Here is a 15,926-nt window from a genome sequence, read left to right on the forward strand (position 1 = left end):
TCATGAAATTGGTTTTGGGCATCAGTGGGGCGAGCGGGATACCCCTAGCTTTGCGGTTTTTAGAGAAATTACCCAAAGAAATTGAAGTTTTTGTCGTGGCGTCTAAAAACGCGCATGTCGTGGCGTTAGAAGAATCTAACATCAACCTTAAAAACGCTATGAAAGACTTGCGACCTGGCGCTACTTTTTTTAACGAGCAAGACATCCATGCGAGCATTGCTTCAGGGAGTTATGGCATCCATAAAATGGCGATCATTCCAGCGAGCATGGACATGGTGGCTAAAATCGCGCATGGCTTTGGGGGGGATTTGATTTCTAGGAGCGCGTCTGTGATGCTTAAAGAAAAGCGCCCCTTACTCATTGCCCCTAGAGAAATGCCCTTAAGCGCTATCATGTTGGAAAATTTGCTCAAACTCGCCCATTCTAATGCAATCATTGCGCCGCCGATGATGACTTATTACACCCAGAGCAAGACTTTAGAAGCGATGCAGGATTTTTTAGTGGGGAAGTGGTTTGACAGCTTGGGGATAGAAAATGACTTATACCCGCGATGGGGAATGAACTGATGCAAAAAATCGGCATTTATCCGGGCACTTTTGATCCGGTCACTAACGGGCATATAGACATTATCCACCGATCTAGTGAATTGTTTGAAAAGCTCATTGTCGCTGTGGCGCATTCAAGCGCTAAAAACCCCATGTTTAGTTTAGATGAGCGCTTAAAAATGATGCAACTGGCCACTAAAAGTTTTAAAAATGTAGAATGCGTGGCGTTTGAAGGGCTATTAGCCAATCTGGCTAAAGAATACCATTGTAAGGTGTTAGTTAGGGGCTTAAGGGTGGTGAGCGATTTTGAATACGAATTGCAAATGGGCTATGCGAACAAATCCTTAAACCACGAATTAGAAACCTTGTATTTCATGCCCACTTTACAAAACGCGTTTATTAGCTCTTCTATCGTGCGATCCATTATCGCGCATAAGGGCGATGCGAGCCATTTAGTGCCTAAAGAAATTTATCCTTTGATTTCAAAGGCTTAAAATGTATGTGGTGTTAGAAGGCGTTGATGGCGCGGGCAAAAGCACTCAAGTAGAATTATTAAAAAACAGGTTTAAAAACGCCCTTTTTACCAAAGAGCCAGGGGGGACGAGAATGGGCGAAAGTTTAAGGCGTATCGCTTTAAATGAAAATATCAGCGAATTGGCTAGAGCGTTTTTATTTTTAAGCGATAGGGCTGAGCATGTAGAAAGCGTGATAAAACCGGCATTGAAAGAAAAAAAGCTCATCATTAGCGACAGGAGTTTGATCTCTGGCATGGCTTATAGCGAGTTTTCAAGCTTGGAATTAAACCTGCTCGCCACTCAAAACATCTTGCCTGAAAAAATCGTTCTTTTAGTGATAGATGAAGAGGGCTTAAAACAGCGCTTAAGCCTTAAAAGTTTAGACAAAATAGAAAACCAAGGCACAGAAAAATTGCTCACAATCCAGCAAAAGCTCAAAACCCACGCTTATGCGTTAAGAGAAAAATTCGGGTGTGAAGTTTTGGAATTAGACGCTCAAAAAAGCGCTAAAAACTTGCACGAAAAAATCGCCGCCTTTATTGAATGCGTTGTTTAACCTGTTTGAAGCTTTCTTTTAAGCCCCTTTGCAAAAATTGCTTGAACGATTTGCCCTTAAGCTTAAAGGTAAGGGTTTTAGAGGGCGTGAGCGTGTATAGTTTTTACGCTTATAGCGAAATAGAAGAACTCATTAAAAGCAAATACGCGCTGATTGGATCTCGCATTTTGCCCTTGCTTTCTCAAAAAGCCGGCGCGGAATTTGTGAGAATCTTACAAGAACAAGGCCTGACTACCCCCCTTTATGGCATCGCCATTGATGATAAAATCAAATCCTTTTACTCGCATTCAGCCGCACTTTTAAAAGGCTTTTGTCAAGGCAATTTAAAGCCCACTTACGGGCACTTAAGGGCGACTAATACTATTTCGTATGCCGGGAAAAGCCTGGAATTTCGCGCCAATAACCCACGGGATTTCACCTTCAAAGGCGATGAAAATTTAGATTATTTCTTACTAGATGATATTATCACCACCGGCACCACCCTAAAAGAAGCCCTAAAATACCTTAAAGCTTTAAACATTAAAGCGCACTTTGCGATCGCGCTTTGTAGCACGGACGAATGAGTTATAATTTTGTTTTTGATATTATGTGGCAAATGTGCCTAAAAATTTAAGCCATAAAAAGAATACAAATTTTTCAAAGCTTCTTTAAAAATTTCAGGGGAATGGGTTTGCAAAATCATTTTACCATTCTCATTTAATACAAATCCTATCTTAACTAAATCACATTGCGATAATTTTGGAAAACTAACTTCCGATATTTCATTCTCTGAACTACCAAATAAAACAAGACTTCTTATTATTCTAGCGTTTGGATAGTAATGACTTATATATATTTTTTCAAAAGCATCAAAATCACTTAACTCTTTTATGCCAACATCAACTTTAATAAATTTCTTACCCTCTATATTAATAATTTCACTTCTGTCTATATCACTGATAACTAAGTCAGGGATGGCAATTTTAGCTGATTTATCGCCACTCTTATAACGATCCCTATCTTCATATTTTTTTACAGCTACTGCCTCCCCAGTTGGAGTAAAAAAGTATCCACGCTCACATCCATCGTGGTTTTCATATATTGATTTAGCAGTAGTAAAATGTTCGATAACTAAATGCAAAAATATCGTAGCTAATTTTTCTCCTGATGATTCATAATGCCAATAGTCATTACGATCTGGTAGTACTTGAGGAATCGTTAAATTTTCAAGTTGTATGTTCAAAATATTTGCAACTCGTATAAACTTATTGTCATTTTTTATATACTCTTGAGATAAGTCGTGCGAGATAATTTCTATCTCTCCTAAATATCCTAATTTCCTAATAGTTGCAGATATTAAACTTAATGCTCCTATATTTGGATCATGAGATAAAGAATTGTTTTTTGATAGCCTACCAGATATTGTAATTTTATTGTTATATTGAACAATATTGATAGGAGTGTTATTTTTAGGTGCTTTTCTCATATTTTCCTTAAAAGCAATAAGTTCTTCCATAGAATAAAAGGGACATAAATCTTCATCAAGCCTTTTTCCTAAAATTTCAACTCCGAGCGTCATTAAACATCTTGTGCCAAAAATATTCGTTTGAGTGAGTGTATCTTTTTGAGAAATTTGGAGCGAATAGAGCATAATTTTTCTTGCATTAGGGAAAATAGATGATGCATAAACAAATTTTGAGGCTCTTTGATAAATGCCAGTATTTCGACTTTCACTATCATCTGTTTTTGTTTCTTCAATAATATAAAGTGGAATATCAGCCAATGGATTAGGATGAGAATCTTGAAAAAATATTAAAAAATCCACAAAGCTCGAACTACCTGATACATTGATAATGTAAATGTTGCAAATAAAAGGAGAACAAGCACCTAAAACTTGATAGCAAAATGTAAAATTTCCGTTACATCCATCTATAATAGGGATTATATGAAAGTTTGAGATAAAAATACCTATTCTGTTATCAAGTGCAAATTTTTCAATAATTGTCCTTAAAACATTATCTTTTGGTCGCTCCTCTGTAAGTATCCATAAGTTACTAGCTCTCATTTTTCATCCTTAATAAAATTACAAAGTATTTTATCAAAAGGCAACTTGCATAAAAGAAAAACCTACTTTTTTTTGAACACTAAAATAAATTGATGAATTTGATTTGCAACAAATGAAAATGGGTAACCGTAGGGATATAAATTAACATTTAAATCGGCCCAAATTTTATTTCCTATATAGTTTAACTCATTGATTGTGTTTAAGGTTTTAATTATGTCAGCGTGAAGCAGATTATCCTTGTCCCCTTTTGGTTGCAAGTCTTTAATAAAAACAATCAAATGCCCACCTTTCTTTAAATATTTTATGCTATATCCAACACTTTCTTTAAATTTTTCCAAAAACTCTTGCCAATTCATATTGCCCAAGTCATTTTTTAAATTTGTAAAGGGAGTAGGTGAAGTATCTTTTTTTTGTTTTAAGGTCTCTCCTGTTTTTGGACGAGACAGCATATCACCATAAGGAGGATCTATTAAAATAAGACTAGCAAGTTCATTTTTAAACAAATTTTGCATGAGATTATTGTTCTTTAAAAGCTCTAAGCTATCTCCGCATATAAATTTTTGCTCCTTTAAATCCAAGTTCTTATTCGCTTTCATATATATGTCCTTATAGCGATCAGATAAATCAAAACCTATAGCTTTTCTATTACACAGTGAACTGCCAAGTAATGTTCCTCCTACTCCAGCAAAATAATCAAACACAAGTTCATCCTCTTTTGTAAAAAAAGAAATTATATCTCGCATAAGCTGTGGAGGCTTTGGAGAAGGATGCTCTTTTCTTATTTCGTGAGCATAGCTATCCTTTCCGCTAGTTTTATATCTAGTGCATAAAACAGAATTTAAAAAATAGTTCCATTCTGCTCCGCTTAAGTCGTTAAGCTTATTTTTTAAGTGGTATTTTTTGCCATTCTCTAATTGTATAACTTGTTTTGATTTGCCGATAATAACTGCCTTGTCTATATCGTTTTTTACCCATTTGGGCAAAATTTCAATTTCCTTTTTATTCAGACATTCGATCGCTTTAATTTTTGGCTTACTATCGTCATTTTTATTAACTCGCTCTTTGTTTTTTAGCTCTTTAATCTTATTTTCTAGTCCATTCTTAATTATATTTAAAATCTCATTAAATACTTCATCGCTATATTTTTCTAAGTGTTTCTTATGAAGAATTTTATCTAATTCTAATTTATTGATTAAATTCATGTTTTACCTTTTTTCTATATAGAAAAGCAATTCGTTTATATGGTTTTTAGCTTCTCCACTTGTCCTTTTGTATCTTTTATATGGTATCTTTTTCATCTTGTAGCTTTCAAATTTAGCATATTGTCTTAATAGATTTTCTATCTCCAACATACTCATTATGCCTTCATCATTGTAACTTAAGACTATGTGCTTAAAATTCGCTTCTTTTACAATATGTTCTAGTTCGCTCAAAGCTTTTTTCGAGTTGCAAAATTTAGATTTTAATTCTCTATATTCCCTAATTCCTACTTTGCCTTTTATTTGTGGATTATCATATTTGGCTATAGTTTCAAGTATGTGATAGTTTGCTCCATATTGCCTTGAATTATATGGGGGATCAAGATATAAAATATCTCCTGATATTTCCTTTATAAGTTCTTTCGCATCTCTATTAAATACAAAGTGCTTTGATGTATTTGTAGTGGTTAATTCTATTGGATTTAGCGTTAATGTTTTAAGTGCTCTTTTATCCCAAATTTTAAGATAAGCTCCATAAGTTCCAGTAGTGTTTGAAACAAAAGGAACGGCCTCTATTAGGCAAGCTAAAAGATAAAAATATTCATCCTGATTTATATTATTTTGAATATACCATTCTTCAATGGTTTGTCTTATAAAATCTATTTTTAGGGCATTTTCATTTGTAAAAAACATTCTTTCGTTATGCTTGTTTGGAGAATAGTTTTCATAAAAGAAAGCACTACTTAAATTTCCCATGTTGTTATTTAGAAAATCAAGAGGATTTAATTTTAGACCCATGAAAGTAGGTCTTTCATTGTTGCACAAATAAGCTTTTTGTAGAACATAAGAAAAATATAGTAAGTCGTTTGAAATAATTTTATATTTTTGTTTAAAGTATCTTGCTACACAAGCAGTCCCTGAAAATATATCACAAAAAGTTTGCCCTTTTATATATGTTGGCAATATGCTTTCTATCTCTTTTAATAAAGATATTTTTGAACCAATAAATCTCATTTAACCCTACTTGTCTGCCATGCCCTAACAATTTTTACAATATCGTCATCATTGAGCTGCGAAAACATATCTAAAATAGCTCTCATTGCTAATGGCTGATTAACATCTCTTAGCCACTCTGTATATGTTCGCAAAGACACTCCAAGTCTATTTGCCATCTCTTGTTGTGAAATATTTTGTATTTCTTTGCTCTCTATGAGAGCATGTATTTTCTTTAATATTTGCGATAGTTTCATAAATTTATACCTTTCATATTAAATTCTTTTATTATACCTAAAATATCCTTAAAAGAGATTTAAATATGTATATTATAAATATTTTTATGTATAAAATAACTATTAAAATAGGTAAGTTAAATATGGAGCAATATTTTTACTATCAGCTCAATACTGCAACGCTAAAATCCATGCTACAAAAGAAGTCATCAGCCACGAAACGCCAACCCAAAAAGACTCGTTGTTTTGAAACAGATGAGGTCCAGCTTGTGTTACAATAAACTTAAAATTCGCTTGATTGAAGAGGGTTGAATGATGGAGCAGCCAGTCATTAGAGAGGGGACTTTAGCTTTAATTGATACTTTTGCGTATTTGTTTAGAAGCTATTACATGAGCGCTAAAAATAAGCCTTTAACGAATGATAAGGGCTTTCCTACGGGGCTTTTAACGGGGCTTGTGGGCATGGTTAAAAAATTTTATAAGGATAAAAAAAACATGCCTTTTATCGTGTTCGCTCTAGAAAGCCAGACTAAAACTAAAAGAGCTGAAAAATTGGGCGAATACAAACAAAATCGCAAAGACGCCCCTAAAGAGATGCTTTTACAAATCCCTATCGCCTTAGAATGGTTGCAAAAAATGGGTTTTACTTGCGTGGAGGTGAGCGGGTTTGAAGCTGATGATGTTATCGCAAGCTTAGCCACGCTAAGCCCTTATAAAACCCGCATTTATTCTAAAGATAAGGATTTTAACCAGCTTTTGAGCGATAAAATCGCGCTTTTTGATGGCAAAACGGAGTTTTTGGCGAAAGATTGCGTGGAAAAATACGGGATTTTGCCGAGTCAATTCACGGATTATCAGGGCATTGTGGGGGATAGCAGCGATAATTACAAGGGGGTTAAAGGCATTGGGAGCAAGAACGCTAAAGAATTGTTACAGCGGTTAGGGAGTTTGGAAAAAATCTATGAAAATTTAGACTTGGCGAAAAATTTACTCAGCCCTAAAATGTATCAAGCCCTTATACAAGACAAAGAGAGCGCGTTTTTAAGCAAAGAATTAGCCACTTTAGAAAGAGGGTGTATTCAAGAATTTGATTTTTCAAGTTGCACTTTTCCTAGCGAAAACCCCTTATTGAAAATTAAAGACGAATTGAAAGAATATGGTTTTATTTCTACTTTAAGGGATCTAGAAAATTCCCCTACGCCTTTAATTTTAGACAGCGTGCCCCTATTAGAAAACGCCCCTAAAAAATCACGCATGATCGTTTTGGAAAACACCGCGCCTTTGAGTGCGTTTTTAGAAAAATTAAAAAATTCTAACGCTAGAGTTTTTATGCGCTTGGTGTTAAATAAAGAAAGAAAAGTTCTGGCCCTAGCGTTTTTATTAGAAGATCAAGGCTATTTTTTACCTTTAGAAGAGGCGCTATTTTTGCCCTTTTCTGTAGAATTTTTGCAAAACGCTTTTTCTCAAATATTGCAGCATGCACAAATCATTGGGCATGATTTAAAACCCTTGTTAAGCTTTTTAAAAGCCAAATACCAGGTGCCTTTAGAAAACATCCGCATCCAAGACACTCAAATTTTAGCGTTTTTAAAAAATCCGGAAAAAGTGGGGTTTGATGAAGTTTTAAAGGAATATTTAAAAGAAGAATTAGTTCCGCATGAAACAATCAAAGATTTTAAGATTAAAAGTAAGGTGGAAAAATTAGAGCAATTGGATATGGAATTAAACGCTTTAAAGCGTTTGTGCGAGTATTTTGAAAAAGGGGGATTGGAAGAAAACTTGCTTGCTTTGGCTAGAGGAGTTGAAACGCCGTTTGTGAAAGTCTTAATAGGCATGGAATTTCAAGGCTTTAAGATTGATGTGCCTTATTTCAAGCGATTAGAGCAGGAGTTTAAGAATGAATTGCATGTTTTAGAGCGCCAAATTTTAGAACTAATTGGCGTGGATTTTAACCTCAACTCCCCCAAACAACTCAGCGAGATTTTGTATGAAAAATTAGGGCTTCCTAAAAATAAAAGCCATTCTACCGATGAAAAAAGCTTGTTAAAAATCCTAGACAAGCACCCAAGCATCCCTTTGATTTTAGAATACAGAGAATTGAATAAGCTTTTTAACACTTACACCACCCCCTTATTGCGCCTAAAAGACAAAGACGATAAAATCCATACCACTTTCATCCAAACCGGTACAGCTACCGGGCGTTTAAGCTCGCATTCGCCTAATTTGCAAAATATCCCGGTGCGATCGCCTAAAGGCTTACTCATTCGTAAGGGCTTTATCGCTAGCTCTAAAGAATATTGTTTGCTAGGGGTGGATTATTCGCAGATTGAATTGCGCTTGTTAGCCCATTTTAGCCAGGATAAGGATTTAATAGATGCGTTTTTAAAGGGGCGAGACATCCATTTAGAAACTTCTAAGGCGTTGTTTGGAGAAGATTTGGCCAAAGAAAAACGATCCATCGCTAAAAGCATTAATTTTGGGCTGGTGTATGGCATGGGGAGCAAGAAATTGAGCGAAACTTTAAACATCCCTTTAAATGAGGCTAAAAGCTACATAGAAGCGTATTTCAAACGATTCCCTAGCATCAAAGATTATTTGAACCGCATGAAAGAAGAGATTTTAAAAACTTCTAAAGCCTTCACTTTGCTTGGGCGTTATCGGGTGTTTGATTTTACCGGCGTGAATGATTATATTAAGGGCAATTATTTGCGAGAGGGCGTGAATGCGATTTTTCAAGGGAGTGCCAGCGATTTATTGAAATTAGGCATGCTCAAAGTGAGCGAGCGTTTCAAAAATAACCCTTCAGTTAGGCTGCTTTTGCAAGTGCATGACGAATTGATTTTTGAGATTGAAGAAAAAAACGCCCCAGAGTTGCAGCAAGAAATCCAACGCATCCTCAATGATGAAGTTTATCCTTTGAGGGTGCCGTTAGAAACGAGCGCGTTTATGGCTAAGCGTTGGAATGAACTAAAAGGTTAGTTTTTTAATTAAGTTTAAGAAAAAATATATTATTATTTCTTTATAAGTAATACTTAGCCATTTTAAGCTAATATAATATAAAGTGATTATCAAAAATAAAGGGAAAAGACTGAATGTTGAAAAGAATTATATTATTAGGGGCTTTGGGTGTTGGAGCGAGCGCTGAAGAGAGTGCGGCTTTTGTGGGAGTCAATTACCAGGTGAGCATGATACAAAATCAGACTAAAATGGTGAATGACAACGGCTTGCAAAAGCCTTTGATAAAGTTCCCGCCTTATGCAGGAGCGGGTTTTGAAGTGGGCTATAAGCAATTTTTTGGTAAGAAAAAATGGTTTGGTGCGCGTTATTATGGGTTTTTTGACTACGCGCACAACCGCTTTGGCGTGATGAAAAAGGGTATCCCGGTGGGCGAGAGCGGGTTTATTTACAATAGCTTTAGTTTTGGAGGGACGACCTTAACGGAGAGGGATTCCTATCAAGGGCAATACTATGTCAATTTATTCACTTATGGTGTAGGGTTGGATACGCTGTGGAATTTTGTGAATAAAGAAAACATGGTTTTTGGTTTTGTGGTGGGGATCCAATTAGCCGGGGATAGTTGGGCAACGAGCATCAGTAAAGAGATCGCTCATTATGCAAAACACCACAGCAATTCCAGTTATAGCCCGGCTAATTTCCAGTTTTTATGGAAGTTTGGGGTGCGCACCCATATCGCTAAACACAACAGCTTGGAATTAGGGATTAAAGTGCCTACGATCACACACCGGCTTTTCTCCATTACCAACGAAAAGGGATACACCTTGCAGGCTGATGTGCGTAGAGTCTATGCGTTTCAAATCAGTTATTTGAGGGATTTTTAACCCCTTTTTAGATACAATCACACCTAAAACTATCCATTTAAAGGTGTGAAAATGGCAAATTCAGAAAATTTAGACTGGAAAAATTTAGGCTTTAGCTACATTAAAACGGACTTTCGCTTCATCGCTACTTATAAAAACGGCTCTTGGTCGCAAGGCAAATTGGTGAGCGAAAATGTGTTGCAACTCAGCGAAGGCTCGCCGGCCTTACACTACGGGCAGGCTTGTTTTGAAGGTTTGAAGGCTTACCGCTCTCAAAAGGGGAAAGCTTTACTTTTTCGCCCTTTAGAAAACGCCAAGCGCTTGCAAACTTCATGCGAAAGACTGCTCATGCCCAAAGTGAGCGAAGAGCTGTTTTTAAGGGCATGCGCTGAAGTAATAAAAGCGAATCAAAAATGGCTCGCTCCTTATAAAAGCGGGGCGAGTTTGTATTTGCGCCCTTTTGTCATAGGCGTAGGGGATAATTTGGGGGTGAAGCCGGCCAGCGAATACCTTTTTATCGTGTTTTGCGCGCCTGTGGGGGTGTATTTTAAGGGGGGTATAGAAAAAGGAGGGGCTAGGTTTATCACTACGGCGTTTGATAGGGCCGCGCCTAAAGGCACCGGTGGGGTGAAAGTGGGGGGGAATTATGCTGCAAGCCTGTTAGCCCACAAAATAGCCACAGAGCAAGGCTATGATGATTGCATTTATTTAGACCCTACCACGCACACTAAAATTGAAGAAGTGGGGGCGGCGAATTTTTTTGGCATCACGCATGATGATGCCTTTATCACCCCGCATTCGCCAAGCATTCTGCCAAGCATTACAAGAAAAAGCTTGATGGTTTTGGCTAAAGAATGTTTGAATCTCAAAGTAGAAGAGAGGGAAATCCTAATGGATGAGTTGGGCATGTTTAGAGAAGCTGGAGCGTGCGGGACAGCTGCGATCATTACGCCCATTAAAGAAATCGCGCATAACAACAAGTCTTATTTTTTTGAAGCACCGGGCAATACCACTAAACAACTCTATGATTTGCTTTTATCCATCCAGCAAGGCGAACAAGAAGCCCCCAAAGATTGGATTTTTGAAGTTTGCTAAAAGGTTAAAATTTATAGCTGTATGCCGCATAAAATAAGGGCGAAGTCTCAAAGCGTTTGGAGCTAGAAAGCAATCTGGCGGTGGGTAAGATCTTAAACCCTAATTCAATGCGGTGTCTTAAAAAAAGCGTGAGCATAACCCCCCCATTAATCGCTAATCCCCCTGAAACCACAGAATGTTTAAAAAACTTGAAATTTTGCTTGTCTGTATAAACGACTAAAGCCCCCCTAGCTCCTCCAAACGCTCCCAAATAATGCTTATAACTCCCTAACGGGAATTCCATAATCACATCCAAACCCACCGCAAGCATGGTAAAAAAAGAGTTTGTAGGATCTTTATGGCTTTGGTAATTCACTTTTCCTGACCCAAGATCCCATGCAAAAACCCCCCTAATCCCGATATATTTTTTAAAAAAACTTTGCACGCCGGTTTTTAAATTGAGCGTTGCAATCCAATCTTTCATTTCCTGGCCTTGATAGTCCTTAATGGCCTCTACAGCGCCAAACCCTCCTAAAAAATACCACCCGCTTTTTTTACGAGTGAGCTTTTGGTGGTTAATGATGCTTCTATAGAGCTTTTCATGGGCTTCTTGGTAATTTTTTTTGGGGGTTTTATCGTGCAAAATAGGCATTGCATCAAGGGGCGAAACAACCAAACCCCCCATTAAGAAAACACAAAAAAAAATAATTTTTTTAAACATTTTAAAAATAATTAATCCTTTATTAAACAGAGTATTGTTTAACCTTTTGTTTTATCATTGTGTTAAAATAGTCGTTTTAACAAACGAAATTTTGTTAATAGATTTTACCTAATCTGAGAGAGAATATATTTTAATGAAGACAGAGAAACAAAAATTTTTAGAAATGCGTAAAGATGGGGCGAACTCTGTGCTGATTTTAAGAGGGGATTGGGATTTTAAAACGAGCGTGTTTCGTTTAGATGAGTTGAAAAAAAAATTATTAGATCATCAAGGGTCTTTAAAAGTGGATTTTTCAGGGTGCCAAAAAATAGATTTTGTTTTTGGCATGTTTTTATTTGATTTGGTTAGGGAGCGTTCTTTAAACATTGAATTGTGCAATGTGAGCGAGAATAACGCATGCGCTTTGAAAGTGGTTAAAGACTGGCTTGAAAAAGAAGAGGATTTAGAGTCTAAAAAAGCGGGCAAAAAATACGAACTCATGATCACTAAATTGGGTAAGAGTATCGTAGAAACTTACAACACCTTTTTAAACGCGTTCAATTTTTGTGGCATGATTTTATTTTACTTCATTAAAAGCGTTTTTAACCCCAAACGCTTTTGCATCACTCCTTTGCTCTATCATATCAATGAATCCGGGTTTAAGGTTTTGCCCGTGAGCATTTTAACGGTGTTTATTGTGGGGTTTGCCGTTGCTTTACAAGGGGCTTTACAATTACAAGACTTGGGCGCGCCTTTAATGTCGGTGGAAATGACGGCTAAACTCGCTTTAAGAGAGATTGGCCCTTTTATTTTAACCCTTGTGGTTGCTGGGAGGAGCGCGAGCAGTTTTACCGCGCAAATTGGGGTGATGAAGATCACTGAAGAATTAGACGCGATGAAAACCATGGGCTTTAACCCTTTTGAATTTTTAGTGTTGCCTAGGGTGTTAGCCTTAGTGATTGTTTTGCCTTTATTGGTGTTTATTGCCGATGCGTTCGCCATTCTTGGGGGCATGTTTGCGATTAAATACCAATTGGATTTAGGCTTTCCAAGTTATATAGACAGACTGCATGACACAGTGGGTTGGAATCATTTTTTGGTAGGGATTGTCAAAGCCCCTTTTTGGGGGTTTGCGATTGCGATGGTGGGGTGCATGCGCGGGTTTGAAGTCAAGGGGGATACTGAGAGCATTGGGCGCTTGACCACTATTAGCGTCGTGAACGCTTTGTTTTGGATCATTTTCTTAGACGCTGTTTTTTCTATTATCTTTTCTAAGTTGAATATATGATGAGCGCTACTAACAATCAAGTCTTAATTGAAGTGAAGGATCTCCATAGCGCTTTTGGAAGCACCATTATTCATAGGGGCGTGAGTTTTAGCGTGCATAAGGGCGAAGTGATGGCGATTTTAGGGGGTTCAGGGAGCGGTAAAAGCACGCTTTTAAGGTGCATGATCTTACTCAATCGCCCTACAAAGGGGGAAGTGTTGCTTTTTGGGGAAGATATATGGAAACTCAAAGAAAGAGAGCAGCAAAAGATTTTTAACCGCTGCGGCATTTGCTTCCAGTTTGGGGCGTTGTATAGCTCTTTAACGGTTTTAGAAAATGTGGGCGTCATGCTAGAACAATACGGCGCTTATTCTAAAAAAATCGTTGAAGAAATTTCTAAAATGTGGATTGAAAAAGTGGGTTTGCCCCCTAGGGCTTACCACCTTTACCCCTATGAATTGAGCGGGGGGATGAAAAAGCGCGTGGGTATCGCTAGGGCTATGGCGACTAACCCAGAGATCTTATTTTTAGATGAGCCAACAAGCGGTCTAGATCCTTATAGCGCGGGCAAATTTGATGAACTCATCATGACGCTTAAAGAGAGCTTGCAGCTTACGGTGGTGATGATCACGCATGATTTGGACTCCGTGCATGATTGCGTGGACAGGTTTATCATGCTCAAAGACGGGCTATTAGAGTTTAATGGGGATTTAAAAGATTTTATCAAAAAAGCTCAAACTCAAGGGCTAGAAGAAGGCAATTTATTCAATTCAACACGAGGAGAGAAATTTTGGAAAGGCATGTGAATTACACTTTAATCGGCGGGCTCTTCTTTTTATGCTTAGTTTGCATGGTAGGCTTTATTTTATGGCTAGGCCATTTGGGATTAGATGACGGAAAATATTATGAATATGTGGTTTATACGGACAAAGACTTGGGAGGCATTGCGACCAACTCGCCCGTTAATTACAAAGGGATTCAAGTGGGTAATGTCATCAAGGTGGGTTTTGCAAAGGATAAAGTGGGGGTGGTCCGTTTGGATTTGATGATTAAATCCAGCGTTAAGATCCGTAAAGACTCCAAAGTGGCGGTTTCTTCTAGGGGGCTTATGGGGTTAAAATTTTTAGCCTTAGAACAAAGCCACAATGAAGAATTTTATGGCAGCGGCGATAAAGGGGAGCGGATTTTGATCTTTAAAGAAGGGCTTATAGATCGCTTGAGCGTGGATGCTAATCAAGCAATGCAAGAAGTGATGAAAGCGATTAAAAATGTGAATAAGATTTTAGATGATGAAAATGTGGAAAAATTCAAGCACATTCTTGCTTCAGTAGATGATCTCATCGCTAACTTGGATTCAAGAAAGACGCAATTTGATTCCTTGATTGGCAACGCTAACAATCTTGTTTCTAATGTCAATAATGTGGCTTTAAATGTGGATAAACGCATCAAACAGGGGCAATACGACTTTAAGGCGATGTTTACCCCCTTGATCATGCAAGCGCAGTTGAGCTTAAGAAACATTGATAATTTTGTGGAAAAAGGCTCTGCTTTGATAGACAAGTTTGACGCTAACCCCTATAAAACGATTTTTGGAGAAAGGAAATAATCATGAGAGCTACGGCGATAAAAATCTTTTCACTCTCATCAGCATTAGCCCTATTGCTTCAGGGTTGCTTGAGCATCAATTTAAAACAAATGCTACCAGAGATCAGAACTTATGATTTGAATGCGAGTTCTTTTGAAATCACGCAATGCCCTAAACCTTTGACTGAAGTGAGACTCATTAGTATTTTGAGCGCGGATTTATTCAACACTAAAGAGATCGTGTTTAAAGCCAAAGACGGGCAGATCACGCATGGGAAACACCAAAAATGGATAGACTTGCCTCGCAACATGCTAAAAACCATGTTCATGCAAGAAGTGCAAAAAGCATGCTTAGGCGTGGCTTTGCCCCCTTATGGTGCGGGCGCGCCAACTTATGCGGTTCGTTTTACGATTTTATCGTTCTCTCTTTTAGAAAAAGAAAATTCTACCTATAGGGCGGAATTTGCGCTAGGCTATGATATTAGCGTGAAGGGCGATTCGCATTCTGGAGTGATCATTAAGCATGAAAATATTTCTAGTTTGGAAAATAAAACGACCAAAACGACTAAAAATGGCAATCAAGATTTTCAAGAAAGCGCGATACAATCCCTCCAACATGTAAGCGAACAAGCGATGCAAGAAGCGATTTCTTTGATTAAAAAAGCGGTTGAAGCACAAAGCGTAAGCCTGTTAAAAAAATAAAACATAAGGAGAAATTGTTTGAATTTACGATTGGCTGGAGCAAGCGTTTTAACCGCTTGTGTCTTTTCTGGGTGTTTTTTTTTAAAAATGTTTGATAAAAAACTTTCTAGCAATGATTGGCATATCCAAAAAGTAGAAATGAACCATCAAGTGTATGACATTGAAACCATGCTCGCTGATAGCGCTTTTAGAGAGCATGAAGAAGAGCAAGATTCTTCTCTAAATACCGCTTTACCTGAAGATAAAGCAGCACTTGAAGCCAAAGAGCAAGAGCAGAAAGAAAAAAGAAAACACTGGTATGAGCTTTTTAAAAAGAAGCCAAAGCCTAAAAGCTCTATGGGAGAGTTTGTGTTTGATCAAAAAGAAAATCGTATTTATGGGAAAGGCTATTGCAACCGGTATTTTGCCAGCTATGTATGGCAGGGCGATAGGCACATTGGAATTGAAGACAGCGGGATTTCAAGAAAAGTGTGTAAAGACGAGCATTTGATGGCGTTTGAATTGGAATTTATGGAGAATTTTAAGGGTAATTTCACGGTAACTAAGGGCAAGGACACGCTCATTTTAGACAACCAAAAAATGAAAATTTATTTGAAAACGCCTTGAATGGGTTTTTGATTTCAACAATCTAAAACCACTAAATTAGGATTAAAAAAAATTTTTAAGCGCGTTTTAAGAGATTGTCGCTCGCTT

Annotated in this window: 17 protein-coding genes and 1 pseudogene; 13 read left to right on the forward strand and 5 right to left on the reverse strand. The window is 37.3% G+C overall.

Annotation, left to right across the window (positions count from 1 at the left end):
• Positions 1-2 precede the first annotated feature (2 nt).
• From QAP06_RS00255 to QAP06_RS00270, 4 genes are read left to right on the forward strand one after another with little or no spacing between them, the layout of a single operon-like run.
• Positions 3-566: a UbiX family flavin prenyltransferase gene (locus tag QAP06_RS00255; protein WP_000780095.1), complete on the forward strand. Its 564-nt coding sequence runs from the start codon at positions 3-5 to the stop codon at positions 564-566.
• Positions 566-1,039 carry a pantetheine-phosphate adenylyltransferase gene (gene coaD / locus QAP06_RS00260; protein WP_001169242.1) on the forward strand — a complete coding sequence of 158 codons (474 nt, stop codon included), beginning with the start codon at positions 566-568 and terminating at the stop codon, positions 1,037-1,039. Before QAP06_RS00255 ends, coaD begins: the two co-directional genes overlap by 1 nt.
• A gap of 1 nt (position 1,040) precedes the next feature.
• Positions 1,041-1,616 carry a dTMP kinase gene (gene tmk / locus QAP06_RS00265; RefSeq protein WP_286465758.1) on the forward strand — a complete coding sequence of 192 codons (576 nt, stop codon included), beginning with the start codon at positions 1,041-1,043 and terminating at the stop codon, positions 1,614-1,616.
• Positions 1,604-2,179, forward strand: a complete 576-nt coding sequence (locus QAP06_RS00270; RefSeq protein WP_286465759.1) for a ComF family protein — start codon at positions 1,604-1,606, stop codon at positions 2,177-2,179. The genes tmk and QAP06_RS00270 overlap by 13 nt, the downstream gene beginning before the upstream one ends.
• A 38-nt stretch (positions 2,180-2,217) precedes the next feature.
• Here QAP06_RS00270 and QAP06_RS00275 read toward each other — a convergent pair whose 3' ends face one another.
• The 4 genes from QAP06_RS00275 to QAP06_RS00290 form a co-directional block, all read right to left on the reverse strand.
• On the reverse strand, positions 2,218-3,660 hold the full coding sequence (locus QAP06_RS00275; protein ID WP_286465760.1) for a hypothetical protein: 1,443 nt from the start codon (positions 3,658-3,660) through the stop codon (positions 2,218-2,220).
• 62 nt (positions 3,661-3,722) lie between these two features.
• Complete coding sequence (locus QAP06_RS00280; RefSeq protein ID WP_053575792.1) at positions 3,723-4,862, reverse strand: DNA methyltransferase; 1,140 nt, start codon at positions 4,860-4,862, stop codon at positions 3,723-3,725.
• 3 nt (positions 4,863-4,865) lie between these two features.
• Positions 4,866-5,873: a DNA adenine methylase gene (locus tag QAP06_RS00285; RefSeq protein WP_053575793.1), complete on the reverse strand. Its 1,008-nt coding sequence runs from the start codon at positions 5,871-5,873 to the stop codon at positions 4,866-4,868.
• Entirely contained in the window at positions 5,870-6,109 is a 240-nt protein-coding gene (locus tag QAP06_RS00290) for a helix-turn-helix domain-containing protein (protein WP_000777862.1), read from the reverse strand. The genes QAP06_RS00285 and QAP06_RS00290 overlap by 4 nt, the downstream gene beginning before the upstream one ends.
• Before the next feature lie 148 nt (positions 6,110-6,257).
• Between QAP06_RS00290 and QAP06_RS00295 the strand changes: the two are divergent.
• From QAP06_RS00295 to ilvE, 4 genes and pseudogenes are all read left to right on the forward strand, one after another.
• Positions 6,258-6,338 (forward strand): annotated as a pseudogene (locus QAP06_RS00295) (restriction endonuclease subunit S); the annotation flags it as partial.
• 65 nt (positions 6,339-6,403) lie between these two features.
• Positions 6,404-9,067, forward strand: a complete 2,664-nt coding sequence (polA, locus tag QAP06_RS00300; protein ID WP_286467670.1) for a DNA polymerase I — start codon at positions 6,404-6,406, stop codon at positions 9,065-9,067.
• A gap of 113 nt (positions 9,068-9,180) precedes the next feature.
• Positions 9,181-9,927 (forward strand): outer membrane protein, encoded by a 747-nt coding sequence (locus QAP06_RS00305; RefSeq protein WP_286465761.1) that lies wholly within the window; start codon positions 9,181-9,183, stop codon positions 9,925-9,927.
• A gap of 51 nt (positions 9,928-9,978) precedes the next feature.
• Positions 9,979-11,001 (forward strand): branched-chain-amino-acid transaminase, encoded by a 1,023-nt coding sequence (ilvE, locus tag QAP06_RS00310; RefSeq protein ID WP_286465762.1) that lies wholly within the window; start codon positions 9,979-9,981, stop codon positions 10,999-11,001.
• A gap of 4 nt (positions 11,002-11,005) precedes the next feature.
• Here the strand turns inward: ilvE and QAP06_RS00315 are convergent, their stop codons facing one another.
• The gene (locus QAP06_RS00315; RefSeq protein ID WP_286465763.1) at positions 11,006-11,701 is read right to left on the reverse strand and encodes an outer membrane protein; all 696 of its coding nucleotides are present in this window, start codon (positions 11,699-11,701) and stop codon (positions 11,006-11,008) included.
• Between the two features lie 133 nt (positions 11,702-11,834).
• Here QAP06_RS00315 and QAP06_RS00320 point away from each other — a divergent pair, with 133 nt between their 5' ends.
• The 5 genes from QAP06_RS00320 to QAP06_RS00340 are packed head-to-tail and all read left to right on the forward strand — an operon-like array spanning position 11,835 to position 15,839.
• A complete protein-coding gene (locus QAP06_RS00320) occupies positions 11,835-12,968 on the forward strand; it encodes an ABC transporter permease (RefSeq protein WP_000845753.1) in 1,134 nt (377 codons plus the stop codon).
• Positions 12,968-13,753: an ABC transporter ATP-binding protein gene (locus QAP06_RS00325; RefSeq protein ID WP_286467679.1), complete on the forward strand. Its 786-nt coding sequence runs from the start codon at positions 12,968-12,970 to the stop codon at positions 13,751-13,753. Before QAP06_RS00320 ends, QAP06_RS00325 begins: the two co-directional genes overlap by 1 nt.
• Positions 13,738-14,553: an MlaD family protein gene (locus tag QAP06_RS00330; protein ID WP_000439525.1), complete on the forward strand. Its 816-nt coding sequence runs from the start codon at positions 13,738-13,740 to the stop codon at positions 14,551-14,553. The genes QAP06_RS00325 and QAP06_RS00330 overlap by 16 nt, the downstream gene beginning before the upstream one ends.
• Before the next feature lie 2 nt (positions 14,554-14,555).
• Complete coding sequence (locus QAP06_RS00335; RefSeq protein WP_286465765.1) at positions 14,556-15,233, forward strand: hypothetical protein; 678 nt, start codon at positions 14,556-14,558, stop codon at positions 15,231-15,233.
• A gap of 18 nt (positions 15,234-15,251) precedes the next feature.
• Entirely contained in the window at positions 15,252-15,839 is a 588-nt protein-coding gene (locus QAP06_RS00340) for an META domain-containing protein (RefSeq protein WP_001053512.1), read from the forward strand.
• The last annotated feature ends 87 nt before the right edge of the window (positions 15,840-15,926 follow it).

Origin of the sequence: Helicobacter pylori, assembly GCF_030323545.1 — a bacterium.
Lineage (GTDB): Bacteria > Campylobacterota > Campylobacteria > Campylobacterales > Helicobacteraceae > Helicobacter > Helicobacter pylori_CO.

Coding starts and splice junctions, on each gene's coding strand:
- QAP06_RS00315 (WP_286465763.1), bottom strand. CDS start 11,701: ATGTTTAAAAAAATTATTTTTTTTTGTGTTTTCTTAATGGGGGGTTTG.
- QAP06_RS00255 (WP_000780095.1), top strand. CDS start 3: ATGAAATTGGTTTTGGGCATCAGTGGGGCGAGCGGGATACCCCTAGCT.
- tmk (WP_286465758.1), top strand. CDS start 1,041: ATGTATGTGGTGTTAGAAGGCGTTGATGGCGCGGGCAAAAGCACTCAA.
- ilvE (WP_286465762.1), top strand. CDS start 9,979: ATGGCAAATTCAGAAAATTTAGACTGGAAAAATTTAGGCTTTAGCTAC.
- QAP06_RS00290 (WP_000777862.1), bottom strand. CDS start 6,109: ATGAAACTATCGCAAATATTAAAGAAAATACATGCTCTCATAGAGAGC.
- QAP06_RS00320 (WP_000845753.1), top strand. CDS start 11,835: ATGAAGACAGAGAAACAAAAATTTTTAGAAATGCGTAAAGATGGGGCG.
- QAP06_RS00325 (WP_286467679.1), top strand. CDS start 12,968: ATGAGCGCTACTAACAATCAAGTCTTAATTGAAGTGAAGGATCTCCAT.
- QAP06_RS00335 (WP_286465765.1), top strand. CDS start 14,556: ATGAGAGCTACGGCGATAAAAATCTTTTCACTCTCATCAGCATTAGCC.
- QAP06_RS00270 (WP_286465759.1), top strand. CDS start 1,604: ATGCGTTGTTTAACCTGTTTGAAGCTTTCTTTTAAGCCCCTTTGCAAA.
- QAP06_RS00305 (WP_286465761.1), top strand. CDS start 9,181: ATGTTGAAAAGAATTATATTATTAGGGGCTTTGGGTGTTGGAGCGAGC.
- QAP06_RS00280 (WP_053575792.1), bottom strand. CDS start 4,862: ATGAATTTAATCAATAAATTAGAATTAGATAAAATTCTTCATAAGAAA.
- polA (WP_286467670.1), top strand. CDS start 6,404: ATGGAGCAGCCAGTCATTAGAGAGGGGACTTTAGCTTTAATTGATACT.
- QAP06_RS00275 (WP_286465760.1), bottom strand. CDS start 3,660: ATGAGAGCTAGTAACTTATGGATACTTACAGAGGAGCGACCAAAAGAT.
- coaD (WP_001169242.1), top strand. CDS start 566: ATGCAAAAAATCGGCATTTATCCGGGCACTTTTGATCCGGTCACTAAC.
- QAP06_RS00285 (WP_053575793.1), bottom strand. CDS start 5,873: ATGAGATTTATTGGTTCAAAAATATCTTTATTAAAAGAGATAGAAAGC.